This window comes from Flavobacterium sp. MFBS3-15 (assembly GCF_026107645.2).
Lineage (GTDB): Bacteria > Bacteroidota > Bacteroidia > Flavobacteriales > Flavobacteriaceae > Flavobacterium.
In genome coordinates this window covers 1-23,956 of sequence record NZ_JAPCHV010000010.1, presented here as the reverse complement: position 1 = coordinate 23,956, position 23,956 = coordinate 1, and the positions used below count along the sequence as shown (strand labels likewise).

Annotated in this window: 20 protein-coding genes and 2 tRNA genes; 11 read left to right on the top strand and 11 right to left on the bottom strand. The window is 46.4% G+C overall.

Annotated elements, in window-relative coordinates; genetic code table 11:
* The first annotated feature begins 6 nt into the window (after nt 1–6).
* Both fabD and OGH69_RS10150 read left to right on the top strand, forming a co-directional pair.
* On the top strand, nt 7–882 hold the full coding sequence (gene fabD / locus OGH69_RS10155; protein WP_265174355.1) for an ACP S-malonyltransferase: 876 nt from the start codon (nt 7–9) through the stop codon (nt 880–882).
* A gap of 145 nt (nt 883–1,027) precedes the next feature.
* On the top strand, nt 1,028–2,002 hold the full coding sequence (locus tag OGH69_RS10150; protein WP_265174354.1) for a hypothetical protein: 975 nt from the start codon (nt 1,028–1,030) through the stop codon (nt 2,000–2,002).
* 154 nt (nt 2,003–2,156) lie between these two features.
* Here the strand turns inward: OGH69_RS10150 and galE are convergent, their stop codons facing one another.
* Nucleotides 2,157–3,173 carry a UDP-glucose 4-epimerase GalE gene (gene galE / locus OGH69_RS10145; RefSeq protein ID WP_265174353.1) on the bottom strand — a complete coding sequence of 339 codons (1,017 nt, stop codon included), beginning with the start codon at nt 3,171–3,173 and terminating at the stop codon, nt 2,157–2,159.
* 67 nt (nt 3,174–3,240) lie between these two features.
* Nucleotides 3,241–4,371 carry a DegT/DnrJ/EryC1/StrS family aminotransferase gene (locus OGH69_RS10140; protein WP_265174352.1) on the bottom strand — a complete coding sequence of 377 codons (1,131 nt, stop codon included), beginning with the start codon at nt 4,369–4,371 and terminating at the stop codon, nt 3,241–3,243.
* A gap of 91 nt (nt 4,372–4,462) precedes the next feature.
* Here OGH69_RS10140 and OGH69_RS10135 point away from each other — a divergent pair, with 91 nt between their 5' ends.
* From OGH69_RS10135 to mutS, 3 genes are all read left to right on the top strand, one after another.
* Nucleotides 4,463–5,698, top strand: coding sequence for a 3-deoxy-D-manno-octulosonic acid transferase (locus OGH69_RS10135; RefSeq protein ID WP_265174351.1), 1,236 nt, complete (start codon nt 4,463–4,465; stop codon nt 5,696–5,698).
* A complete protein-coding gene (locus tag OGH69_RS10130; RefSeq protein WP_265174350.1) occupies nt 5,682–6,128 on the top strand; it encodes a GNAT family N-acetyltransferase in 447 nt (148 codons plus the stop codon). Before OGH69_RS10135 ends, OGH69_RS10130 begins: the two co-directional genes overlap by 17 nt.
* A 281-nt stretch (nt 6,129–6,409) precedes the next feature.
* The gene (gene mutS / locus OGH69_RS10125) at nt 6,410–8,977 is read left to right on the top strand and encodes a DNA mismatch repair protein MutS (protein ID WP_265174483.1); all 2,568 of its coding nucleotides are present in this window, start codon (nt 6,410–6,412) and stop codon (nt 8,975–8,977) included.
* 55 nt (nt 8,978–9,032) lie between these two features.
* Here the strand turns inward: mutS and OGH69_RS10120 are convergent, their stop codons facing one another.
* From OGH69_RS10120 to OGH69_RS10090, 7 genes are all read right to left on the bottom strand, one after another.
* A complete protein-coding gene (locus tag OGH69_RS10120; protein ID WP_265174349.1) occupies nt 9,033–9,467 on the bottom strand; it encodes a carboxymuconolactone decarboxylase family protein in 435 nt (144 codons plus the stop codon).
* Nucleotides 9,468–9,560: 93 nt separating this feature from the next.
* Complete coding sequence (locus tag OGH69_RS10115) at nt 9,561–10,106, bottom strand: Crp/Fnr family transcriptional regulator (RefSeq protein ID WP_265174348.1); 546 nt, start codon at nt 10,104–10,106, stop codon at nt 9,561–9,563.
* 120 nt (nt 10,107–10,226) lie between these two features.
* Nucleotides 10,227–11,147: a bestrophin family protein gene (locus OGH69_RS10110; RefSeq protein WP_265174347.1), complete on the bottom strand. Its 921-nt coding sequence runs from the start codon at nt 11,145–11,147 to the stop codon at nt 10,227–10,229.
* 49 nt (nt 11,148–11,196) lie between these two features.
* On the bottom strand, nt 11,197–11,916 hold the full coding sequence (locus OGH69_RS10105) for an adenine nucleotide alpha hydrolase family protein (protein WP_265174346.1): 720 nt from the start codon (nt 11,914–11,916) through the stop codon (nt 11,197–11,199).
* A 78-nt stretch (nt 11,917–11,994) separates the two neighbouring features.
* Nucleotides 11,995–13,389, bottom strand: coding sequence for a sensor histidine kinase (locus OGH69_RS10100; protein WP_265174345.1), 1,395 nt, complete (start codon nt 13,387–13,389; stop codon nt 11,995–11,997).
* A gap of 1 nt (nt 13,390) precedes the next feature.
* Nucleotides 13,391–14,065, bottom strand: coding sequence for a response regulator transcription factor (locus OGH69_RS10095; RefSeq protein WP_265174344.1), 675 nt, complete (start codon nt 14,063–14,065; stop codon nt 13,391–13,393).
* A gap of 267 nt (nt 14,066–14,332) precedes the next feature.
* A complete protein-coding gene (locus OGH69_RS10090; RefSeq protein ID WP_265174343.1) occupies nt 14,333–14,917 on the bottom strand; it encodes a hypothetical protein in 585 nt (194 codons plus the stop codon).
* Nucleotides 14,918–15,128: 211 nt separating this feature from the next.
* Between OGH69_RS10090 and OGH69_RS10085 the strand changes: the two genes are divergently transcribed.
* The 3 genes from OGH69_RS10085 (at nt 15,129) to OGH69_RS10075 (ending at nt 18,532) form a co-directional block, all read left to right on the top strand.
* Complete coding sequence (locus tag OGH69_RS10085) at nt 15,129–17,285, top strand: S46 family peptidase (protein ID WP_265174342.1); 2,157 nt, start codon at nt 15,129–15,131, stop codon at nt 17,283–17,285.
* A 216-nt stretch (nt 17,286–17,501) separates the two neighbouring features.
* Nucleotides 17,502–17,720, top strand: a complete 219-nt coding sequence (locus tag OGH69_RS10080) for a hypothetical protein (protein WP_265174341.1) — start codon at nt 17,502–17,504, stop codon at nt 17,718–17,720.
* 83 nt (nt 17,721–17,803) lie between these two features.
* The gene (locus OGH69_RS10075; RefSeq protein WP_265174340.1) at nt 17,804–18,532 is read left to right on the top strand and encodes a toxin-antitoxin system YwqK family antitoxin; all 729 of its coding nucleotides are present in this window, start codon (nt 17,804–17,806) and stop codon (nt 18,530–18,532) included.
* A 48-nt stretch (nt 18,533–18,580) separates the two neighbouring features.
* On the opposite strand, the gene OGH69_RS10070 is transcribed toward OGH69_RS10075, so the two are convergent.
* Both OGH69_RS10070 and OGH69_RS10065 read right to left on the bottom strand, forming a co-directional pair.
* A tRNA-Leu gene (locus OGH69_RS10070) sits at nt 18,581–18,666 on the bottom strand.
* A gap of 11 nt (nt 18,667–18,677) precedes the next feature.
* A tRNA-Gly gene (locus OGH69_RS10065) sits at nt 18,678–18,750 on the bottom strand.
* A 264-nt stretch (nt 18,751–19,014) separates the two neighbouring features.
* On the opposite strand from OGH69_RS10065, the gene OGH69_RS10060 reads away from it, so the two are divergent.
* The 3 genes from OGH69_RS10060 (at nt 19,015) to OGH69_RS10050 (ending at nt 23,755) form a co-directional block, all read left to right on the top strand.
* Nucleotides 19,015–19,470, top strand: a complete 456-nt coding sequence (locus OGH69_RS10060; RefSeq protein WP_265174339.1) for a hypothetical protein — start codon at nt 19,015–19,017, stop codon at nt 19,468–19,470.
* A 135-nt stretch (nt 19,471–19,605) separates the two neighbouring features.
* Nucleotides 19,606–20,148, top strand: a complete 543-nt coding sequence (locus OGH69_RS10055) for an RNA methyltransferase (protein WP_265174338.1) — start codon at nt 19,606–19,608, stop codon at nt 20,146–20,148.
* Nucleotides 20,149–20,170: 22 nt separating this feature from the next.
* Entirely contained in the window at nt 20,171–23,755 is a 3,585-nt protein-coding gene (locus tag OGH69_RS10050; RefSeq protein WP_265174337.1) for an Ig-like domain-containing protein, read from the top strand.
* Nucleotides 23,756–23,956 lie beyond the last annotated feature (201 nt).

Sequence of the window (23,956 nt, the reverse complement as noted above, 5' to 3'; positions counted from 1 at the left end):
CACCATATGAAAGCATACGTATTTCCGGGCCAGGGCGCCCAGTTTACCGGAATGGGCAAAGACCTTTACGAAAGCTCAGCCGAAGCAAAAGAACTATTTAACAAAGCCAATGAGATACTTGGCTTCCGCATAACCGACATCATGTTTGAAGGCACTGCCGACGAACTGAAGGAAACCAAGGTAACGCAGCCTGCGGTATTCCTGCACTCGGTAATAAAGGCCAAAACACTTGGTACCGATTTCAAGCCGGAAATGGTAGCCGGGCACTCGCTTGGCGAATTCTCAGCGCTTGTAGCTGCGGGTGCACTGACCTTTGAGGACGGCCTGAAACTGGTTTCGCAACGCGCGCTTGCCATGCAGAAAGCCTGCGAGATCAAGCCATCGACCATGGCGGCCGTATTGGGTCTTGAGGATAAAGTGGTGGAAGATGTTTGCGCGGGTGTTGACGGCATCGTGGTTCCCGCCAACTACAACTGCCCGGGCCAGCTGGTTATTTCCGGCGAGACCTCAGCGGTAGAGAGGGCCTGCGAAGCCATGAAGGAAGCCGGAGCCAAAAGGGCACTGATACTGCCTGTGGGCGGGGCGTTCCACTCCCCGATGATGGAGCCTGCCCGCGAAGAGCTTGCGGCGGCCATAGAGAATACAACGTTCTCAAAACCGGTATGCCCGGTGTACCAAAACGTGCCTGCAACGGCGGTAACCGACCCTGAAGAGATTAAGGCCAACCTGATCATCCAGCTTACAGCACCTGTAAAATGGACACAAAGCGTACAGAACATGGTTGCCGATGGCGCTACCTTGTTTACCGAAGTTGGGCCGGGAACTGTACTGCAGGGATTAGTAAAAAAGATCAATAAAGACGTAGAGGCAACGGGAGCATAATACACCCTCCAAACCCCAAAACGGTGGAATTGCCTACAATATGAGATCCCCTTGCTGAAAAGTTATGGGGATTTTTCATTAATATAACATTACTGCAAGCAACCATTAACGGGTTTCCTTATCTTGTAAGAAACCGACTATTGCCATGATAAAGAAATTATTTGCATTCGCCGCTGTGCTGTGCCTTACCTCCTGCGCCACCATTTTTAACGGTAAGGAATACAAGATGAAGGTATTTTCCTATGATGCTAACATGAAGGCCGAAATCAACGACAGTGTTTACAGCCTTCCTGCCTATGTAAAGGTAAAACGCTCCAAAGAAGACCTGAAGGTTACACTAATCACTGATTCCATACGGAAAGACTTTACTGTAAAGGCATCGCCTAACCGCGAACTGATCTACGGTAATTTCCTGTTCTCAATAGGCTATCCGGGTGCTTTTGCCATTGACATGACCAGCCCAAAGCGTTTTTATTACGGCAGGAAACTACGCCTTGACAAAGATGCCACAGACAGTATCATCGAACCACCAATCCTAAGATCCTGGAACGATTTTTTAGAAAAAAAATATACCATCCCGAAAGGCACATGGGCGTTGACGGTTTCTGTACCGTATGCCAACCATTTTCATCAACAACCACGGAATGAAGGCAAAAAGAACAGGGTCGGCTTTTTTGGCATAGCCTTGGGATTGGAATATTACTATAAAAACGATCGCTTTGTAAAAATCAGCGCTGCCGCACCCATTGATTTTGACCTGCCCTTTCCTGCGCCGCTCGACAAATTCGATTCGTATGAAACAATGCGTGCATCCAGCTTTTCGCTTACCAACAACCATAAGTTCAACCGGCTGTCTTTTGGCTATGGCCTAAACTACACCATACACACCTGGCAGGTCGTGAACAGCGACTGGGAATTCCCATCCAACGACGAAGAGCCGCGCAAAAAGCAGAGCCATTCGTTTGGATTGACGACCAACACGTATCTACAGTTTTCCGACCATTGGTCTGTAGGATTGGTTTACAGCCCAACTTTTTACAATACCTTCCCAAAAAGCGGCTTTTCCTACCAGCATGTCATCAGCCTGGATGTACTGTACAGGCTCCCGTTTGGGTTTTGACTTTTTAGGATAAGAAAGGAACCCGGATGACGCGGATCGGGCGGATTTTCACGGATACAATAAACAGTAGAGCCGTTGCAATGCAACGGCTCTATATCGTTAAGATCATATTATATCCCTTGGCAATATTGATAACTGTAACTGCGACTGAAAACTATTTCCCTCTCACCTTCTGCTCCCACTTCCAGGCAGAAGCCAGGGCATCTTCCAGGCTAAGTTCGGCTTTCCAGCCCAGCACATCGTTGGCTTTGGTGGTATCGGCGTATGCCTCTGTTACATCGCCCGGCCTTTTGGGTACTATCTTATAATTGAGTTTTTGGCCGGTTGCCTTTTCAAAGGCATGTATCACTTCGAGCACACTGCTGCCTTTACCCGTGCCAAGGTTGAATACCTCTACTTTTTCGGCATTGGCTTTATTGATGAGGCGCTTTAGTGCGGTAACGTGCGCTTTTGCCAGATCGACTACATGGATGTAATCGCGGATGCAGGTTCCATCGGGCGTATTGTAATCATCCCCAAATACCGAAAGCTGTTCTCTTAAACCAATGGCGGTTTGCGTGATGAAAGGCACCAGGTTTTGCGGAACGCCAAGCGGCAGTTCGCCTATATTGGCCGAGGGATGCGACCCAACCGGGTTGAAATAGCGCAGCAAAACCGCAGATATACCGCTAACGTTAGCAACATCCCTTATTATTTCCTCACCTATCTGTTTGGTATTACCATAGGGTGACATTGCCGGCTGTACGGGTGTATCTTCAGAGATTGGCATTTTTTCTGCCTGCCCATACACAGTACACGACGAACTGAAGATGAAATGCGCTTCATCCTTTTTCTGCAATTCCTGCAACAGGTACACCAGAGAACCAAGGTTATTTTCGTAGTACAGCAATGGGTTTTCTACGCTCTCCCCTACAGCCTTTGAAGCCGCAAAGTGGATAACGCCGGATATATCCGTATACTTTCGGAAAAACTGCTGTACGGAAACTTTATCACGCAGGTCGATCTTTTCAAATTCGGGTTGTTTTCCTGTTATGGCAGCAATACGGTCTGCAACGCCGGCTTCGGCATTGGAAAGGTCGTCGATTACCACTACGTCAAAGCCTTCATTTTGCAGTTCGACCACGGTGTGCGAGCCTATGAACCCGAGGCCGCCGGTTACGAGTATTTTCATTTGTTGTTTTAGTTGTTGGTTGTCAGTTCTCGGAAGCTGCCATCAACCGGCAACTGTAAACTGTCAACTATTTTAAAAATTCAAGTACACTATCGGTTATGAACTGTATCTGTTCATCGTCCAGTTCCGTATGCATCGGCAGCGAAAGGACTTCTTTTACCAGTTGGTTGGTTACCGGAAAATCGGCTTCGTTATAGCGCTCATCGGCATAGGCCTTTTGCTTGTGAAGGGCTATCGGGTAATAGATCGCACACGGAATACCTTTGTCAAGCAGGTGCTGCATGAGGGCATCGCGGTCGGCATCAATGATCCTCAGCGTATACTGATGGAATACGTGACTGTCCCTGTCTCCTTTCACAACCGGAGTAATGATATTCTGGTGGTTGGCAAAGGCTTCGCTGTATTTTTCAGCTGCGGTTTGCCTTGCATCGTTATAACTGTCGAGCAATGGCAGTTTTGCATTAAGTACTGCTGCCTGTACACTATCCAGCCTTGAGTTAACACCTACCACATCATGATGGTAACGCAAATACATACCGTGGTTCACAATGCCGCGAAGCGTATGGGCAAGGGCATCGTCATTCGTGAATATCGCACCACCGTCGCCATAGCAGCCCAGGTTCTTCGACGGAAAGAATGACGTCGAAGCCACATGGCCAATTACGCCTACTTTCGTTTTCGAACCATCAGCATATTTATAGTTGGCTCCAATGGCCTGTGCATTGTCTTCAATAACATATAGGTTATGTTCTTTGGCCAGTGCCATGATCGCCTCCATATCGGCCGCCTGGCCAAACAGGTGTACGGGAACGATTGCCTTTGTTTTTGGCGTAATGGCTTTCCTGATTGCGTCTATGGAAATATTGAACGTATCCGGCTCCACATCCACCAACACCGGAGTAAGCTGTAGCAATGCTATAACCTCAACGGTAGCAGCAAAAGTAAAGTCGGCGGTAATCACCTCGTCACCCGGCTGCAGGCCAAGGCCCATCATGGCAATTTGTAGCGCATCGGTACCATTGGCACATGGGATAACGTGCCCGGCACCAAGGTAATCTTCCAGATTTTTCTGGAAACTGTGTACCTGCGGGCCGTTGATGTAAGCAGTTGTATCAAGCACTTCCTGAATGGAAGCGTTTACAGTATCTTTTATACGGTCATACTGGCCTTTCAGGTCGACCATCTGTATTTTTTTCATGTTGTAATGAAGTATTAAGTCACGCAAAACTACTAATTAAATGACTGCCTGCCAATGAAAATATGTAATTTAGCGCATCAATAGTACAACCATGCTTTTTATATATAACCTGCTCACCCTAATCGCCTCAGGCATCGTAAAGATCGCCGCTATTTTTAGCACGAAAATGAAACTTTTTGTTGAGGGGCGCAAGACGGTTTTTAATACGCTTTCACAAAAAATACAGCCGGGCGACAGGACTATATGGTTTCACTCTGCGTCATTGGGCGAATACGAGCAGGGACTCCCTGTGATGGAAAAGGTGCGCGAACTCTACCCTAACCACAAGATCGTGCTAACGTTCTTTTCACCATCCGGTTACGAAATCAGGAAAAATACAAAAGCTGCCGATGTAGTGGTGTACCTGCCAATGGACACATTGATGAATGCCAAAAAATTCATGCACGCGGTAAAGCCCGAAATGGTGTTCTTTATCAAGTATGAGTTTTGGCCCAATTACCTTAATGAGGTCAGGAAAGCAGGGATACCTGCCTACCTTATTTCCGGATTGTTCCGGGAAAAGCAGGTGTTCTTCAAATGGTATGGCGGCTTTTACAGGGAGGCGCTAAAAGCATTCAGCCATTTCTTCGTGCAGTACGAAAGTTCTAAGAAACTGCTGCAGGATATCGCGTTTACCAATGTGACCATTAGCGGCGACACGCGTTATGACCGCGTGAGCGAAATACTCGAACGCGACAACAGCCTTCCATTCGTTGAAGAATTCATCAACGGGAAAACAACAGTGGTTTTCGGGAGCTCGTGGCCCAAGGATGAGGCTATGTTTGTTGATTTCATCAATTCCTCCCTTGATACAAAATTCATCATCGCGCCGCACACCTTCGGGCATGTGCCGGCCTTAAAAGAAAGCATCACCAAGAAGACTATTTTATTCACAGAAAAGGAAGGCAAAAACCTTGCTGAATACGATGTTATTATAATCAACACCATTGGCCTTTTGAGTAAAATATACAGTTATGCCGATGTGGCGTATGTTGGCGGTGGCTTCGGAACATCAGGGCTGCACAACATACTTGAACCGTCGGCTTTTGGCGTACCGGTCATTATTGGCCCCAACCACCAAAAATTCCCTGAGGCAGTGGCATTGGTACAAATGGGCGGCTGCGTTGCTGTTGCCAGCAAGCAGGAAACCGAAGATGCGCTTTCATCACTGGTACATAATGACGACTACCGTTGGGAGAAAGGCCATATAGCAGGGACATTTGTTTCGATGAACCGGGGAGCCGTAAACATCATCCTAAACCATATTGCAAATGACACCCGTATTTAAACCCTTCGAACCTGCCGATGCACATGCCGTCATTTCCATGATGAAGAACTTTTATGCCATCGATAATTACCCCATAGATGCGGCAGTATCGAGGGATTTGTTTATGGAATTTATTGAAAATAAAAGCCTCGGCCGCGGATGGATTATTTTACACGACGGAAAGCCTTCTGGATATGTAATCCTCACCCTTGTATTTTCATTTGAGTACAAAGGGCGCATCGCATTTTTGGACGAGCTGTTCATTTCGCCCGATGCGAGAGGGTTGGGATTAGGGAAGCTAGCCCTGGATTTCATAAATGAACAGGCAAAACTGTTATCCGTAAAAATAATTTACCTTGAAATCGAGGGGCATAATTCCGTCGCGCAGAAATTGTATTTGTCCAAAGGGTATAAAATCCACAATAGGGGCTTGATGAGATTGGTGGTGTGAGTTTTTGGTATTGATGTTTCACCCTTCATGGCTATGCGGGCCATACGTCGTAATAACCGGAGGTTTGGCATAACCAAAAAAAAAATGATACATCGACTGCTTAGACTTAAGGGGAGCTCAATCTGAAATCTACATTCTGAAATCTGAAATGGAGAAGTTATCCACCATTTACAAACATCCTGCGCTCCTTTTTGGGAATTTGAGTAAATTCGCCTCTTAATCAAACCATACCCTTTACATTGGCAGCCGCAAAAGAAAAACCCGCAAAGGAAACCCCGTTGATGAAGCAGTACAATGCTATTAAAGCCAAGTACCCCGATGCCTGTTTGCTGTTCCGTGTGGGTGACTTTTATGAGACCTTTGGTGAGGATGCCGTACGTGCTGCCCGAATTTTGGGCATCACATTAACCAAGCGCGGTAACGGCAGTGAGACCGAAACAGCGCTCGCAGGTTTTCCGCACCACTCTTTGAATACTTATCTTCCGAAGCTGGTAAAAGCCGGGCTTCGCGTAGCGATATGCGACCAGCTGGAAGACCCGAAAATGACCAAGACCATCGTAAAGCGGGGTGTAACCGAACTGGTGACTCCAGGTGTTTCGATGAACGACGAGGTGCTGCATTCCAAATCGAATAACTTCCTGGCGTCGGTATATTTTGGGCGAAAAAGCATGGGAGTCTCATTCCTGGATGTGTCTACCGGCGAATTTCTTACGGCGCAGGGCAATGAGGAATATATTGACAAGCTGCTGCAAAATTTCAGCCCCAGCGAGGTGCTGGTTCCGAAAAATGAAAAGACCAACTTCCGCGATACTTTTGGCGACGATTACCATACGTTTTATCTTGAGGACTGGGTGTACAAAGAAGATTATGCCTTTGAAAGCCTGACCACACATTTTGGCACCAATTCGCTGAAAGGCTTTGGTGTGGAGGAATTGCAGGAAGGTATCATAGCCTCGGGCGCAGTGCTGTTTTACCTTTCCGAAACACAGCATAACAGAGTGCAGCACATTACGAACATACAACGCATTGCTGAAGATGCCTATGTATGGATGGACCGCTTTACTATTCGCAACCTCGAACTGTACCAAAGCCCGAACGTGAATGCCGTCACCCTGCTCGACGTGATCGACAAAACCCTTTCTCCCATGGGAAGCCGCCTGCTGAAACGCTGGTTGGCACTCCCGCTGAAGGACGCCAACAAGATACGTGCACGCCATGAAGTGGTCGCCTACCTTAAAGAAAACAAAAATACACTCCAAAAAATACAGCAGCAGGTCAGGCAGATCTCCGACCTGGAAAGGCTGATATCAAAAATAGCAACAGGAAAAGTATCGCCGCGTGAGGTGGTCTACCTGAAAGACTCACTGGATGCCATCGTGCCGGTAAAAACCCTGGCACTGGAAAGCAACAATGAGGCGCTGAAAGCCATTGGCGACAGCCTGCATGCCTGCGAATTGCTGCGCGAAAAAATAAAAATCACACTGCACCCCGAAGCACCGGTTGCCATAAGCAAAGGCAACGCAATAGCCAAAGGCGTACACCCTGAACTCGACGAACTGCGGGCCATTGCCTATTCAGGAAAAGAATTCCTGGAAGGAATTGAAAAACGAGAGTCGGAACTCACAGGGATATCATCGCTAAAAATTTCCTTCAACAATGTTTTTGGGTATTACATTGAGGTACGCAATACCCACAAAGACAAAGTGCCAGCTGAATGGATTCGCAAACAGACACTGGTGAATGCCGAGCGCTACATTACCGAAGAGCTGAAAGAGTATGAAACCAAGATACTTGGCGCTGAGGAAAAGATACACCAGCTTGAATCGCAATTGTTCGAACAGTTGGTAGTGTGGATCGCGACCTACATCAAGCCCGTACAGCTCAATGCCAGCCTGATCGCGCAGGTGGACTGCCTGGCTTCGTTCGCGCAGCTTGCCATCGACAACAAATATGTTTGCCCGGAAATTGAAGACAGCTTTGAGCTTGACATTAAAGAAGGCCGCCACCCGGTCATCGAAAAGCAGCTGCCGGTAGGCACACCGTACATTACCAACGATGTATTCCTCGACAGGGCACAGCAGCAGATTATCATGATCACGGGACCTAACATGTCGGGTAAGTCGGCTATATTACGTCAAACGGCACTAATTGTCCTGCTGGCGCAAATGGGCAGTTTTGTACCCGCCGAAAGCGTGCGCATGGGCGTGGTGGACAAGATATTCACCCGTGTGGGCGCATCGGACAACATCTCGATGGGCGAATCGACCTTCATGGTAGAGATGAACGAGACGGCAAGCATCCTTAACAACATTTCCGACCGCAGCCTGATATTGCTCGACGAGATAGGGCGTGGCACAAGCACTTACGATGGCATTTCCATTGCGTGGGCCATTGCTGAATTCCTGCACGAGCACCCGGCACAGCCCAAAACGCTTTTTGCGACGCACTACCACGAGCTTAACGAGATGCAGGATATTTTTGACAGGATACAGAATTACAATGTATCGGTAAAGGAACTGAAGGATACGGTGCTGTTTATCCGTAAGCTGGTAAAAGGCGGTTCGGCACACAGTTTTGGTATCCACGTGGCAAAAATGGCCGGAATGCCGCAAACGGTAATACAAAAAGCCCAGAAGATGCTCAAAAAACTGGAGAAAAACCATTCCGGCGAAGCCCTGGGCAACGTTAAGGCGGCAGCCAAAGATGAACTGCAGCTGAGCTTCTTTAACCTTGACGACCCATTACTGGAAGAGATCAAGGAAGAGATCATGAATATCGACATCAATACGCTTACCCCGGTTGAGGCATTAATGAAGCTGAATGAAATAAAGAGGATGTTGGTAAAATAATTACCCGCTCATGTCCTAAAACCGAAGCGGGTAATCACTCTGTTTAAATAATTTGTTAAGCGGGCTGCATTCCTGTAGTTATCGCAATTCTGTTCCAGGAGTTAATGGCAAGTATTGCTACAATCACTTCGGCTACATATTTCTCACCTAAAACTGCAACCGCACGGTTGTAAGTGCTGTCGGAAACGTGGTTTGAAATTTGGGTCACTTCTTCGGTAAGGGCCAGGATGACCTGCTCCTCTTCAGTAAAAAAAGGTGTATCCCTCCAGGCACTCAGTGTATAGATGCGCTGCTCGGTTTCGCCATTCTTGCGGGCATCCTTAGTATGCATGTCAAGGCAGAAAGCACAGCCGTTTATTTGCGATGCGCGTATCTTTATCAGTTCCTTGTGGGTTTTGGCTACTGATGTTGCGGTAACATATTTTTCAAACTCCAGCATCATTTTATAGCCGTCGGGTACTACTGCGAAAAGGTTCATTCTTTTGTCCATGATTATGTTGATTTATAATTACAGGACAAAGTTCCGCCATAGCAATGGCAAAAAACTTAAAGTAGTTTAAGAAAGTAAATTAGCTGGGAGATGTTATTTTTTCGCCCGCAGCATGCTCAAAAACTCCGGTGTAATCCCTAAAAACGAGGCCAGCATGTATTGCGGAACCCTTTGTACAAATTCAGGATACTTATCTACCATCATACGGTATTGTTCTTCGCCTGTAAGATTGAATATGTAGTGAATACGCATCAGCTGTGCAGAGTAGGCCTTTTCCAAAACCAGGCGAAAGTATTTTTCGAGTTGTGGCAGCTTTTTAAAAAGCTCTTCCTGCACATTGCGGTCGAGTGCCACTACCGTGGCACTCTCTATAGCCTGTAGGTAAAAGCCCGAAGGAAGCCCGCTCTTGTAGCTGTGGTATTCTGTTATCCACCAGTTTTCGATGCCAAACTGTATCACCTGCTCAGCCCCTTTGGAGGTAATGAGGTACAGCCGGAAACAGCCTTCCAATATGAAATAATTTTCACGGCACACTTCTCCCTGCCTCAGTAAATGCTCCTTTTTTTTAACCTGCTTTACCGTCAGGTATGACACCAGCAATTCCTCTTCAGCTTCAGTAAGGCTGATGAATTTTTTCATATGGCATATAATCCCGGCAAACATAGGCTATAGAATTAATGGCGTGAATATACCAATTTTACCATAAAAAAGAAGAGCCCCGCCATTACAGCAGGGCCCTATCGGGGTAATAAAACAAAGCTACAAAACAAAGTAGGCATTCTTCACAGGCTCTATATGGCGTGTTATCTGTGGCATTGCCTCGTCATCAAACTCATCCCGGTATTCGTATACCATCTGCATGAGGTTCTTTTCAATATTCGTCGATATGGTTATCATCGGCGTATCGGTTGGCCTGCTTTCAAATGGATCCTGCAGGTGTATTGCCATTTTCTCGATAAGGAAGCACGCTGCACCAATGGTAGCAATTACAGGTATCTGCATCCAGCCAAGGTAATCGGTAAGCCCGAAAGGAAGCAGGAGTACAAACAAGCAAAGCGTAAAGCGGATATACATGCTGTATGTTGTTGGGAATATGGTGTTTTTTATACGCTCACACTTACCCATATGATCGCACAGCCTGGTCAGCGTATTGTCTATCTCCACCTGTTGGTAGGTATTCATTTTCCCTTCCTCCTTCGCCTTTTTAAGTTCTTTAGCGTGAAGTATCAATAGGGCATTGGGTACATGCCTGTGGTTCTTTACGAATCGCATTTCTTTATCGTTGAGAAGTCCTGACAATGGCTTGTACGGATCCTTGCCCCGAAGGGACTGTGCCAGCGCATAACACCAGGCCGACTGCCTTTTGGCAAAACGTTCCTTAAAGTCGTGCGCTTCGGTCGAAAAATCGGGATCCTTGTAAAATGCAATTACCTGGCGCAGCAATGTGCGGGAATCGTTTACTATGCCGCCCCATACGATCCTGGCCTCCCACCAGCGGTCATACGCCTGGTTAGACTTGAATGCCAGCAAAAGTGATATGATAGTACCCAAAATGGTAGGTACCGCAATAGGTATGTTTATAGAGACAGCATGGTAAAAGTGATGTATCACTTCAAATAATATGGTATAGGCTACCACAAGTGAGAGCTCAATGCGTATCTTGCCCAAAACGTATTTCATCGGTATTCTTTTCTTCAACAGCATAATCGTTTCATTTTATTATTAGATATTATACCCGTGCCGCTTCCTCGTGTATGGACAGCACAGGCAGCCCGTAGCCATCACTTACCAATGGCGCGCGCTGGACAGCTTTTGGCTTGCGGGTCTCGATAAGCAGGTCTATGCCATTTTTAGCTATAGCTTCGTTAACAAGAGGGGCAAAGCCTTCGGGATTTTGCTCTTCGGCAACGCTTGCCTGGCTTACAATCCTGAAATCAAACTGTACATTGACTAACTGTTGCAGTTCCTGTAGCCCTATTCGGGTATTGTTACGCTCTATGTAAAGCGCTTTATTGAATTCGGGACAGGCATTCTCACTCCCCAGGTGCAGGATAGGTTTTTTGCAGGTGCTTATCAGCTTACAGAAGTAAGAATTAATTTTTTTCTTATCGGCCTTATACGATTGGGAAAGGATAACCATATCGGTTGCTAAAAAGTCCAGCAGGTTGCGCAGCAATGATGCTGTAATTCCGTATTGATTGCGTACTTCGAGTGTGCAGTTGGCCGACGCCGCTACCCTGAGGCTGCATTCTTCCAATAGTTCCGACTGTGCTGCAGTAAGTGGTTTTCTCGTTTTCCTTAAAAACTCAGCAGCAGATAAGGCATCCGGCGTTTCAGTAAGTGTGAGCAGTACAATGCTGGCGCTTTTCCCCCTGGCATGGCTAATTGCTGTTTCTATGGCCTGCAGCGTGTCATTTTCCAGTACGGTAGGTATAAGGATGCTTTTCATAGTATAAAGCTTTTTAAGTTTATACAGCAAAGCAACAACCCCAAAATTAGCAGGGATTTAAAATAACATTAGAAAATACTAAGATTTTGCATTAGGATTTTTAATGTTGGATACATTGAAGGTTATGGTCACAACAGTGCCTTTGTCGGGTTGCGACTGTACCTGGAGGTCTCCGTTATGCATTCGTATGATTTTCATGGCCAATGGGAGGCCCAGTCCGTAGCCGGTATAGCGGGATGCTTTCTTCCCACGGAAAAAAGGCTCATATAAATAAGGTATATCTTCCGGGGGGATTCCTATCCCTATATCGGTAATGGATACTTTTATGGTTTTGGATTCAATCGTAAGGGCCACGAATACCTCGCTGTTATCCGAATATTTCACACCGTTGGCTATGATATTGCCAATGGCAAGTTCCAGCAAAGGCTTATTGCACGGCAGTATCAGCAGCGACTCGTCTTCCGGCATTGCACCCAGGATAATGCTGATCCTGTTATTGGGATACAGCCTGTCGAGATCGCATTTCACATCCATCAGGAGTTCGTCTATGCGCGCCACATCCTGCACTTGCTTCTGGCCGTCATATCCGGTTTGGGTTAGCTTGAGCAGGCTTTCGGTAAGGCTGGAAAGGCGTGCGGCCTGCCTGCCAATGCTTTCCAACGATGCGCTGTACTCTTCAGGCGTACGCTCCTTAAGCAGCGCTATCTCACTCTCGGCCATAATGGTGGCTATTGGCGTCTTGAGTTCATGCGAGGCATTATTAATAAAGTTAGCCTGTATTTCGAATGATGTTTCCAGCCTGTCGAGCATATCGTTGAAGGTACGGGTAAGATCAGCTATTTCATCAGAATCTTCAATATTTGTAAGCGGCAGGCGGTTGTGCAGGTTTGATGCGCTTATATGGTTTACTTCGCGGGTAATCCTTGCAACAGGATTGATAACCCTTTTTGCCAATATCCGCCCCAAAAAGTAAGCCAGTATAACGAATGCCAGCCCGCCAAAGACCATAATCCGGATAAGGTAAAGGCTTGATGTATTGCCCCGCCTGTCGCGTGCGGTGACAATAACCATATATTGGTTGCGTCCCTCGTTGAATATCTGGGCGTAATAGTATTGCTGCCCGTCCTGCTCCCATCCTGAGCCATCCCGCATCACTGCTTTGTAAAAATCGGGGGAAAGGTGCAGGTCTGTATTATATTCAAACGATGTGGAACCGTTGACGCGCAGTACATAATCCTTTTCATTAATCATTTCCTCCAGCCCGTTGGCTTTGAACTCGCGAAAATACTCTGCCTTTACAGGATCATGCTGATAGTGTATGGAGGCTACGACCCTGGCACGGTCCTGCAGCCTTTTCAGGAAATAGTAGCTATTGTTCTGGCGGAAAAGAAAAAACATCACGATGCACAGCAGGAGCGTGCTGAAGACCGATAAGGCAACATAGGTTATAGTAATCTTTTTCCGTATCTGCATACTATGGCTTTAGGGTATAGCCCAACCCTTTTAGGGTATGGATGAGTTTTTGGGCATACGGCTTGTCTATCTTTTTACGAAGGTAATTGATATAAACATCTACTACATTGGTATTCATATCGAAATTGATGTTCCATACATTATCGAGTATCTTTTCGCGCGAAAGGATGATACCTGAATTCTTTGCAAGATAGTACAAGAGCAGGAATTCTTTAGCGGTAAGCTGTATGGCATCACCCGCACGCGTCACTTTTTTTGTACTCAGGTCAATTTCAAGGTCTTCTACCTTTATGCGCTCGGCCGGCTTTTGCGATTGTCCTGCCCTCCTGGCGAGCGCATTTATACGGGCCTCCAGTTCGGTAAATTTAAAAGGCTTTGCCATATAATCATCCGCACCCGAATTGAGCCCCGATACTATGTTTTCGCTGCTGTCAAGCGCCGTGAGCATCAGTATTGGCACAAAATTACCTGCAGCACGCAGGCGGCGGCATATTTCGATACCGTTAATGTCAGGCAGCATCACGTCCAGCACCACCACGTCAAACCTGTTATCCTGCAAAAGCTGCAGTGCAGTAGACCCGTCGAGCGCGGCGCTCACGTCGTGGTTCTGCTCAGAAAGGCCTTTACGGATAAGGGAGAGTAATTGCGGCTCGTCTTCTACTATAAGAAGTTTCATGGTGTTGAAAAAAGGTTTAACTACAAAAATATAAATTCAAATGTTAATGGTTTCTAAATTAATTCTGGCAGGCAGCGAATTGCGATATTCTAAAAAACTTTATGCAAAACATAAAGAATATCCTTTGTCAGATGTGTATTTGACCGATTGATTGTTTATTATTATCCTTTATTGACGTGAACAGGCATTTGTGATTGATATAAAGCATTTATATAAATAACAAAAGCAGCCCGAAAGCTGCTTCTAAGTCAAAACCTGTAACTTAAATTATTTTGCTTTTAGCGTTTTTGCGGCCTCCAGCATCAGTTTAACATCGTCGTTACTGTAGTCGGTAAACTGGTCCGGCGACTGGTCGTGCGGCATACCCTCCTGCACAAGGATACTGCTTTCATCACCCGTAGTAATTGCATAGATAAATGAAAGAGTACCATCTGTACTGGCTTTAAGATAATAGGCCGGCTGATCTTCTACAAGTTTATCGAAACTTGGGTTCAGGTCTTTATCTGCCTGCAATTCTTTCATGGTAGCTACCGTGCTTTCGGCAGTACCCGACATTTGCTTCACAGAAAGCTTGAATCTTTTCCCGCCATATACGTACACTTCCCCTTCTATGGAACCCTTAATGACCTTGGCATCTTTTGGGGCTTTAATGGTTACCGGCATTCCCTCAGGGCTTAGGTCAAGCTCTGTAAATTCAGCAAACACCAAAGGTTTCTCTTCCGGTGCGGCAGTTTCGGTTTCGGCAGTTTCAGTCCCAGCTCCTTCCGTAGGGATTTTATCGCCTTTACAACTGTACAATGATAGGGTTAGCATGGCAAGTGTACTTACTAAAAATATTTTTTTGTTTTTCATAGTCTTAATAATTTGTAAGATGTAATAAATATGGGTTAATTCAGAAAACCGGGTCAAAGATAATGCGACGAAATGTAAGATTTTTACCGCATGATAATTCGTCGATAGAAAAAAAACATACGGCAGCAATGGGGTAATATTCGTTTTTGCAACGGGCTTTGGAATGGTTGTCGGCAATAATTATTAACTTGCGGCACAAACGAAACAGACTATGAAACTATTACGCTTACTGGTACTCCTGCTAGTCCTTCCTGCTTATGCGCAGCAAGGCGGCATGTGGATACCTTCCCTGCTGAAAGGGATGAACGAAAAGGAAATGAAGAGCCTGGGCATGAAAATGACGGCTGAAGACATTTATTCAGTAAACCATTCCAGCCTCAAGGATGCTGTGCCGCACTTTAATGGCGGGTGTACCTCGGAGGTCATTTCATCGAAGGGCCTGCTGCTTACCAACCACCACTGTGGCTTTGGTGAGATACAGGCACACTCCACCATCGACCACGATTACCTGACCGATGGTTTTTGGGCGATGACGCTGGAAGAGGAACTGCCAAATCCAGACATGGAAGCTACCTTTATCATCCGTATTGAGGATGTAACCAATAAGGTGCTGGAAGGCACACAGTCTATCACTTCTGAAAAAGAAAGGCAGAAAAAGATACAGGACAACATTGCATCGCTTACCAGATCGCTGCCCAAAGAATCGTGGCAGGAAAACAGCATCCGTACGTTTTACGAAGGCAACCAGTACATGCTTTTTGTAACCGAAACCTATAAAGATGTGCGACTTGTGGGCGCCCCGCCGTCATCTATCGGTAAATTCGGGTCGGATACTGACAACTGGGTATGGCCAAGGCATACCGGTGATTTTTCGCTGTTCCGCATTTATGCAAGCAAAGACAACAAGCCTGCGGAATACTCCAAAGATAATATACCCTACACGCCAAAACACTTCTTCCCTGTGTCGATAGGCGGGATTAGGGAGAACGATTTTACCATGGTATTCGGCTATCCGGGCCGTACTACCGAATACCTGCCTGCAGTAGCGGTAGAACAGATCGTGAACGTTCTTAACCCTGCCAAAATTGAGGTAAGGGATGCTGCGCTGAAGGTTGCCGACGGCTTCATGCGCAAGGATAACGCTATTAAAATACAGTATGCGGCAAAGTATGCCAGCATTGCCAACTACTGGAAAAAATGGATCGGCGAATCACAGGGGCTTAAGAAATCGAACGCGGTTGCCATTAAGAAGAAGTTTGAAAAAGATTTTCTGGCAAAAGCAGCCAAAGCCGGAAAACAGGGCGAATACGGAAATTTATTCACTGAATTTGAAAAGAACTACAAGGAAATAGAACCCTACTCCCTTGCGCGCGACTATTTTATGGAAGTGGCCCTGCGCAACACCGAACTTTTGACCACCGGCTACCGCCTCTATCAACTGGAGCAGGTGTATAATGCGCGCGGTGAGCAGTCATTCACCGACAGGAAAGCCAATACTATTGCCGCACTGGAAGGTGTATTCAAGGACTTTAATAAGGATGTGGATGAAAAAGTGTTTGAGCAGCTGATCGCGCTGTATGGCACCAAATCGCCAAAACAATTCCTGCCGCAGGAGGTTATCGGGGCCGATTATAAGGCGCTTACGGCTTCGGTTTACAGTACTTCTAAGCTTACCTCGCTCAATGGTGTGAAGGAATTACTTGAAGGCGATGCCAAAACGGTTATCGCCAAGCTTAATGCCGACAGAGGTTATCAACTCATAAAGGCCATGGCCGATGCATACTCCACAAAGGTTGCCCCGAAATACGATGAGATCAACCTAAAGATAGCGTCGCTGCAACGTACCTACATGAAAGGCATACTTGAACTGAGCCCGAAAGATGCGAGGATTTTTCCTGATGCCAACAGTACCCTGCGCGTGACCTACGGCAAAGTCAATGGCTATGAGCCAAGGGATGCTACTTATTACGAGCCGGTAACCTACCTGGACGGTGTTATAGAAAAATACATTCCGGGCGATTATGAGTTTGACGTGCCTGCAAAGCTTATTGACCTGTATAATAAAAAAGACTACGGCCCGTATGGAGAGAATGGCAAGATGCCTGTATGTTTCATCGGTACAAACCACACTACAGGAGGCAACTCAGGCAGCCCTGCCATAGATGCCAGAGGTAACCTGATAGGGCTTAACTTTGACCGCGTATGGGAAGGCACCATGAGCGACATTTACTACGACCCGTCTATATGCAGGAACATCATGGTAGACATGCGCTATGTACTGTTCATCATCGACAAATATGCAGGATGTAAACGCCTTATCGACGAAATGAAGATTGTGGACGGAAAAAAGAATAAACGAAAAAAATAAAACAGTGCCGGATATGCTATTTCATTTCGGGAGCATGTCAGGGATTTCCTGACGGGGTATGTCTTAAAAAGGGGTAAGAATCTTAAAATAACAACCACAACACCCTTGCTTACAGCGCATTACACCCTTATAAAAATTTTTATCGAAATATATTGCGATATTAAAAAATTCATATCTTTGCTCCGAATTAATAATTAACCTTTATAATTTAGTAAGATGAAAAAAATCGTATTGAGCGCTGCTCTAGTTGCTATGATGTCTCTTGTTTCTTGCAAAGAAACTAAAACTGAAGAAACTGCAACAGAAACTGAAACTACAACTGAAACTACAACTCCTGCTGAAACTCCAGCTGAGACTCCTGCAGATTCAACTACAGTTAAAGATTCAACTACTACAACTACAACTACTGAGACTGCTGCTCCAGCTGCTCACTAAGATCTGTAAGATTATAGTATCAGGAAGCCTCCGCATTGCGGGGGCTTTTTTATGTTCATTTTTAGGGAAATTATACTGCAATAATGAAAGAACCGGTTATTCAATTCAATGAAAAGGATTTTGAAGAGAACATCTATGATCCTTACATTTATTTGCTTTATAAAGGCGTACTGTTTACAGGGACTCTGCTTGATGAAGACGGAATATGCTATACAGAATTTGAGAAGGGCAATGCGCACGGTAGATCGATATCTTACTATAAATGCGGGCCGCTACAAAGCGACGGCTTTTTTGATAACGGCAATTATGTAAGCGGAACGGAATGGTATAAAAACGGCCAGCTAAAGTCTGACGGTACGTATTTATATAACGAAGATGGCTCCCTGATCTGCGATCGCGGATCCTGGTTGTATCCTAATGGCGCAAAGCGAAACGGGAAGGACGGCGAAGATTATCTTGAATTTTCGCCAAATGGGCAATTAGCAATCAGGACCATTATCAATATGACCGGCACATATAAAAATACAGTTATTTATTATGATAAAATATTATCCGGCTGTTATCATGAATTACTGATTAATCGCGATGCAGAGCATGATTCACTTTTTTATAACCTTGAGCATAAAGTATGGGGATGGATAATGCTTAAATACAAGCGTAATCCCTCTGTGGGATTCGAAATTCTAAACAACCTCTACAGTCACCCAAATAGCAATATAGCAGATAGTGCCAAATTCTTCCTTGAACAGTTGAAGAAAAGTGTAGTAGATATTGACCGTTATGTTGACGAAGTCCACATGATTTTGGCTTAGAAAAATCATAAAAAAAGCCCCAACATTTTGTTGGAGCCTTGTACTGAGTACTCAAGGTGGGACTTGAACCCACACGGGCATTGCTGCCCACTGGATTTTAAGTCCAGCGTGTCTACCGATTCCACCACTCGAGCTTAAAAAATTGAGCGAAAAACGGGATTCGAACCCGCGACCTCCACCTTGGCAAGGTGGCGCTCTACCAACTGAGCTATTTTCGCATTATTTCAAACGCTTTGATTACTTCATCATTGCGGATGCAAAGGTAGCACATAAATCCAATTTCGCAAGCCTTTGATGAAAAAAAATTACATTAAAAATATAATATTCTGATAACGTTTGGCTTAAAATCCAAAAAAAAATCTGCTTTATATGCCTTGCAGCTACTTTGGGCAAAAACAGCCGCTTTAATGTGAATGCATTTTTTATATTTGGAGTAACCAACTAATAGAACCCTTATGAAAATAAAATGTACACTTTGGATTATGTCCATGTTCTTTGTATCAACAATATTATTGTCCTGCTCTGAAGATGATCAGGCTGAAGCCTGCCGGGATACCGAAATATCGATGAAAATAAACGGAGAGTTGCATACCTACCACAATTCCGGCACAGGAATCGACATGATTTGGGGCACCGGTGGACACGAACTTACTTTATGGTTTGACCGTGACGGGTCGGCAAGTGAGAACATGATCCTTAAAATGCGCTACAAAAAAACCGGGCACAATGTAATTGATGCTTTGATGCTTGACCGTTTTGATGCAAACCACACAGGCGGGTACAATCTTATAAATGATAATCTCGAGACGTATGTAAAGATCAATCGACCCACTTGTTTTTATGCCACTTTTTCCGGTAAATTTATAGCTGATGGCGAAGAAATGACGGTAACAGATGGTATCATTAGTGTAACGTATGACGAACCGTTTAGTGAGTAATTGGGGCACTTAAGACACTTGGTTTGCAAGAACAAATGATATTGCCGTGAATTCGTTTTTGGGTTTCATTAAACGTTAAAGTTTACCCAAATCCCTTATTTATGTTACTTTTGCTTTTATCTATTCTAAAATAACATGAGAAAACTGGCCAATAATGAGCTGGGGCGCATGAGCATTGCCGATTTTAAGGCTGCCGAAAAAACACCCCTCATACTTGTGCTGGACGATATCCGCAGTCTCCACAATATCGGGTCGGTATTCCGCACAGCCGATGCCTTCCTGGTGGAGAAGATATACCTTTGCGGTATTACGGCCACACCACCCAATAAGGAGATACATAAGACAGCCCTGGGCGCAACTGAAACCGTTGCCTGGGAATACCAGAAAAATGTGCTGGATGTAATTGCATCACTACGATCAGATGGTGTTGATGTATGGGCGGTCGAGCAGGTGGAAGGCGCCGTTTACCTCAACGATTTTGAACCTGAAGAAGGCCGGAAATATGCCCTTATTTTTGGCAATGAAGTGAAGGGCGTGTCACAGGAAGCGATACAACAATGCACAGGATCGATAGAAATTCCGCAACTGGGAACTAAACATTCCCTCAACATTTCGGTAAGCGCAGGTGTTGTAGTATGGGATATATTTCAAAAAAACTATACAAACCACACACGGTAGCATATTTACCTATTTTTACAAAATGAAGAATTTATACCCCATACCGAATACATACGCCTTCTTATCGAAATCGTTTTCACTTATGCTGGTTTTTTTTGCAGCAACAACGATTCAGGCACAGGATCAGCCGCCAGTGGTTACTGCAGCCGGCGAACAGATATATTGTCCAGGTTCGCAAATGCCGATCGTCACGGCCTTCAACATTACCGATCCGGATGACACCACGACCGACGCCATTTATATCCAGATATCCTCAGGTTATGTAAATGGCCAGGATTTGCTTGTATTGACCCCCCCGGTACCCAATGTGGTAACTACATGGAATGCCACATCTGCCAAGCTTGTATTGCGTGGCGTAGGGGGCATAGAACTTCCTTACACCACATTTATACAGGCGGTACAAAATGTGAAATACAGCAGTACAGCGGGTAGCCCTACAGGTTCCCGTTCCTTTTCGATTACTGTGGGAGAGGCTAATTACCTTCCCTCCACGGGACATTACTACCGTTTCATATCGCAGCCCGGGATCAGCTGGACTTCCGCACGTACAGCCGCGCAGGCGAGCAATTATTATGGCTTGCAGGGCTATCTTGCCACACTGCTTTCTGCCGAAGAAGCGCAGCTTTGCGGTGAGCAGGCCACAGGTACCGGATGGATTGGCGGCAGCGACTCGCAAACCGAGGGCGTATGGCGCTGGATGACAGGCCCCGAAGCAGGCACCATTTTTTGGAATGGCGGAATAAACGGCTCCACTCCTAACTTTGCCTTTTGGAACAATGGCGAGCCCAACAACTCCGGTGAAGAGGATTATGCCCACATTACCGCTCCGGGTGTTGGTATCCCGGGATCCTGGAACGACCTGCCTAACGTGGGCAGTACCGGACAGTATGCACCAATGGGGTATATAGCGGAATATGGCGGAATGCCGGGCGACCCCGTTTTGCAGATATCGGGCAGTACGGTCATCAATATGCCACAAATAGTCGGGACAGGCTCAGATTTACGCTGTGGCCCGGGGACCTTAACACTTTCTGCCAGCGCGAGCTACAATGCCGAAGTGCACTGGTACACCACCGCGACCGGACCCACAGAGATAGCTACTGGCAGTACCTTTACAACACCCTATCTGACCGGTACAACTGAATTCTACGCCTCTCCCTATGACAGTAGCTGCACTACAGTCGGGCGCGTAGCTGTTCAGGCCCAGGTATTACCTGCGGTAACAATAAGTGCAGTATCGCCTGTAAATGTTTGTTACGGGAATACCGTAACATTACAGGCTACTTCATCTTCAGGCATGGTCAGATGGTATACCTCCCCAACGGGAGGAACACAAATCGGTTCCGAAACAAGCTTTACAACACCTCCAATTACTGCTAGCACCTCATATTATGCTGAGGGAGTAGCCAATGGCGGCTGTACGTCCGACACACGGGTTGAAGTGGTCGTTACTCCTACCCCGCTGCCCACAGTTTCAGTGACAACGCCTTCGGCTTTATGCGGATCGGGTGTTGCGACCCTACAAGCGTCGGCATCAGCGGGAAATATAAACTGGTATACGGCCGCAACCGGGGGAACGGCCATTGCTACAGGCAACAGCTATACCACACCCAACCTCACAACGACCACAACCTACTATGCCGAAGCTGAAGATAATTCATGCGTTTCTGCTGCAAGGCAGCCTGTAACAGTTACCGTAAATCCGGCACCTGTAATCAATTCGGGCGTATCTGCAACAGTTTGTACCGGACAGGCGGCAACACTGTCAGTAAACATCGCAACGCCGGCAACCATCAATTGGTATGATGCGGCTAACGGCGGCAATCTGGTAGGTTCAGGAAACGGATACACTACCCCAACCCTGACAGCTACCACAACCTACTATGCCGAGGCTGTAAGCACCGACGGCTGCATTTCTGCAACGCGTACAGCTGTTGAAGCTACGGTAACACCACTGCCTACCCTTACAGCCATTACACCGGTAACCACCTGCAGTGGCAGCACTGCCACATTGCAGGCGACACCATCGGCAGGGGCATCGGTCAACTGGTATACTACAGCAACGGGAGGTACTGCTGCAGGCACAGGCGATACATTTACCACACCTGCCATTACAGCCAACACTACTTATTATGCGGAAGCTGTCAGCGGAAGTTGCGTTTCGGCTACGCGAACGGCAGTAACCATTACGGTAAGTGCCCTGCCTACGCTCACGGTGACTGTACCTCCTGCCATTTGCGGGCAAGGGACCGTTACACTGCAGGCCAGTCCGTCGGCAGGTACAATAAACTGGTATACCGACGCAACAGGAGGCACAGCCATTGGCACAGGCAACAGCTTTACAAGCCCGCTCGTTACCGCAACTACAACTTTTTATGCCGAAGCGGTAAACGCAGGGTGCAGCTCTGCTGTAAGGCAGCCTGTTACCGTAACCGTAAATCCGCTCCCTGCCATTACATCAACGACTGATGGCATTATATGTGCACAGGGTACTGCAACAATCGGTGCAGTATCGGACACAGGCAATGTTAACTGGTATGCCTCGGCAACCGGGGGGTCGATACTTGCATCAGGAGATACCTTTACAACGCCCGTGCTAAGCAATACCACTATCTATTATGCCGAAGCGGTGAACCCCGAAGGTTGTGCCTCAAACGGACGTACGGCTGTAGAGGCTTTGGTACTGCCGTTGCCAACACTTACCGTTACGCCAACAGCGGATGCCTGCGGCCCGGTTGCAGTAACCCTGGCGGGAACACCGTCTGCCGGAACCATTGAATGGTATGATGCTCCGGTGGGTGGCAACCTCATAGGCACAGGAAACAGCATCCAAAGCCCTGTAATTACATCTGACATTACTTTTTATGCACAAGCGGTTGACAATGGCTGCGCTTCTCCTGCACGTGAGGCTGTAATTGTTTCGTACCACGATATTCCTGTGGTTGGGCCGGATGAGGATGTTGTATTTTGCGAGAATGGCGATACCGACCTGGATGCGGACATTACAGGTGTTACCTACCTATGGTCTACAGGGGAAACTACAAAAATCATTAACGTTGATGAGCCGGGTTTGTATACCGTGACGGTAACCAGCCCGTTTGGATGTACCGCCGAAAGGACGTTCACCGCAACGACCATAGATGCACCGAACATCCGGATCGTGGCTGTAAATACGGACGTTGCCATAATAATTATGGAAAACGACGATCCTGAAAACTATGAGTTCTCTATGGATGGCGGGGCGCTCCAGGATTCTAACCAGTTTAACGGCATGACCAGCGGATACCACACAGCTTCGGCAAAGTCACGAAACGGCTGTGGTGAGGATTTTTATAATTTCGCAGTCTACCTGATCCCTAAATTCTTTACCCCTAATGGTGATAACATCAATGATGTGTTTACCCTGGCCGGGATGTATACGTTCCCGAATGCATCGGTGGATATTTTTGACCGTTACGGCAAGCTGATCACACAGCTTAACAGGAGGAACCGCAGCTGGGATGGCACTTTTAACGGGGCGCCAATGCCTGCAACTGATTACTGGTATGTGGTAAAGATTGACGATGCAACACCGGAGATAAAAGGGCACTTTTCGCTGATGCGATAAGTTTCAGTCTGAATTATTCACACAAAGGGGCTGTCTCAAAAGTGAGGCAGCTCTAATTTTTTAAACAAATAAGGGAGCCCTCGGGCTCCCTATATTCTGCAAGTTTGTTAACTTGCGGTGTGTATAATAAATCAAAAGTAATCTTTAAAGATTACAATCCCAAGCAAAATTTTCTACTTCCTCCAAGTTTAGAGGAGCTGA

Bases quoted from the DNA above. Each gene is read 5' to 3' on its own strand.
- OGH69_RS10060 (WP_265174339.1), top strand. From the start codon at position 19,015: ATGTCCATGTTCTTTGTATCAACAATATTATTGTCCTGCTCTGAAGAT.
- OGH69_RS10135 (WP_265174351.1), top strand. From the start codon at position 4,463: ATGCTTTTTATATATAACCTGCTCACCCTAATCGCCTCAGGCATCGTA.
- OGH69_RS10095 (WP_265174344.1), bottom strand. From the start codon at position 14,065: ATGAAACTTCTTATAGTAGAAGACGAGCCGCAATTACTCTCCCTTATC.
- OGH69_RS10075 (WP_265174340.1), top strand. From the start codon at position 17,804: ATGAAAGAACCGGTTATTCAATTCAATGAAAAGGATTTTGAAGAGAAC.
- OGH69_RS10110 (WP_265174347.1), bottom strand. From the start codon at position 11,147: ATGAAATACGTTTTGGGCAAGATACGCATTGAGCTCTCACTTGTGGTA.
- OGH69_RS10120 (WP_265174349.1), bottom strand. From the start codon at position 9,467: ATGGACAAAAGAATGAACCTTTTCGCAGTAGTACCCGACGGCTATAAA.
- OGH69_RS10090 (WP_265174343.1), bottom strand. From the start codon at position 14,917: ATGAAAAACAAAAAAATATTTTTAGTAAGTACACTTGCCATGCTAACC.
- OGH69_RS10085 (WP_265174342.1), top strand. From the start codon at position 15,129: ATGAAACTATTACGCTTACTGGTACTCCTGCTAGTCCTTCCTGCTTAT.
- OGH69_RS10130 (WP_265174350.1), top strand. From the start codon at position 5,682: ATGACACCCGTATTTAAACCCTTCGAACCTGCCGATGCACATGCCGTC.
- OGH69_RS10115 (WP_265174348.1), bottom strand. From the start codon at position 10,106: ATGAAAAAATTCATCAGCCTTACTGAAGCTGAAGAGGAATTGCTGGTG.
- OGH69_RS10105 (WP_265174346.1), bottom strand. From the start codon at position 11,916: ATGAAAAGCATCCTTATACCTACCGTACTGGAAAATGACACGCTGCAG.
- OGH69_RS10100 (WP_265174345.1), bottom strand. From the start codon at position 13,389: ATGCAGATACGGAAAAAGATTACTATAACCTATGTTGCCTTATCGGTC.
- OGH69_RS10055 (WP_265174338.1), top strand. From the start codon at position 19,606: ATGAGAAAACTGGCCAATAATGAGCTGGGGCGCATGAGCATTGCCGAT.
- OGH69_RS10150 (WP_265174354.1), top strand. From the start codon at position 1,028: ATGATAAAGAAATTATTTGCATTCGCCGCTGTGCTGTGCCTTACCTCC.
- galE (WP_265174353.1), bottom strand. From the start codon at position 3,173: ATGAAAATACTCGTAACCGGCGGCCTCGGGTTCATAGGCTCGCACACC.
- OGH69_RS10050 (WP_265174337.1), top strand. From the start codon at position 20,171: ATGAAGAATTTATACCCCATACCGAATACATACGCCTTCTTATCGAAA.
- OGH69_RS10080 (WP_265174341.1), top strand. From the start codon at position 17,502: ATGAAAAAAATCGTATTGAGCGCTGCTCTAGTTGCTATGATGTCTCTT.
- mutS (WP_265174483.1), top strand. From the start codon at position 6,410: ATGAAGCAGTACAATGCTATTAAAGCCAAGTACCCCGATGCCTGTTTG.
- fabD (WP_265174355.1), top strand. From the start codon at position 7: ATGAAAGCATACGTATTTCCGGGCCAGGGCGCCCAGTTTACCGGAATG.
- OGH69_RS10140 (WP_265174352.1), bottom strand. From the start codon at position 4,371: ATGAAAAAAATACAGATGGTCGACCTGAAAGGCCAGTATGACCGTATA.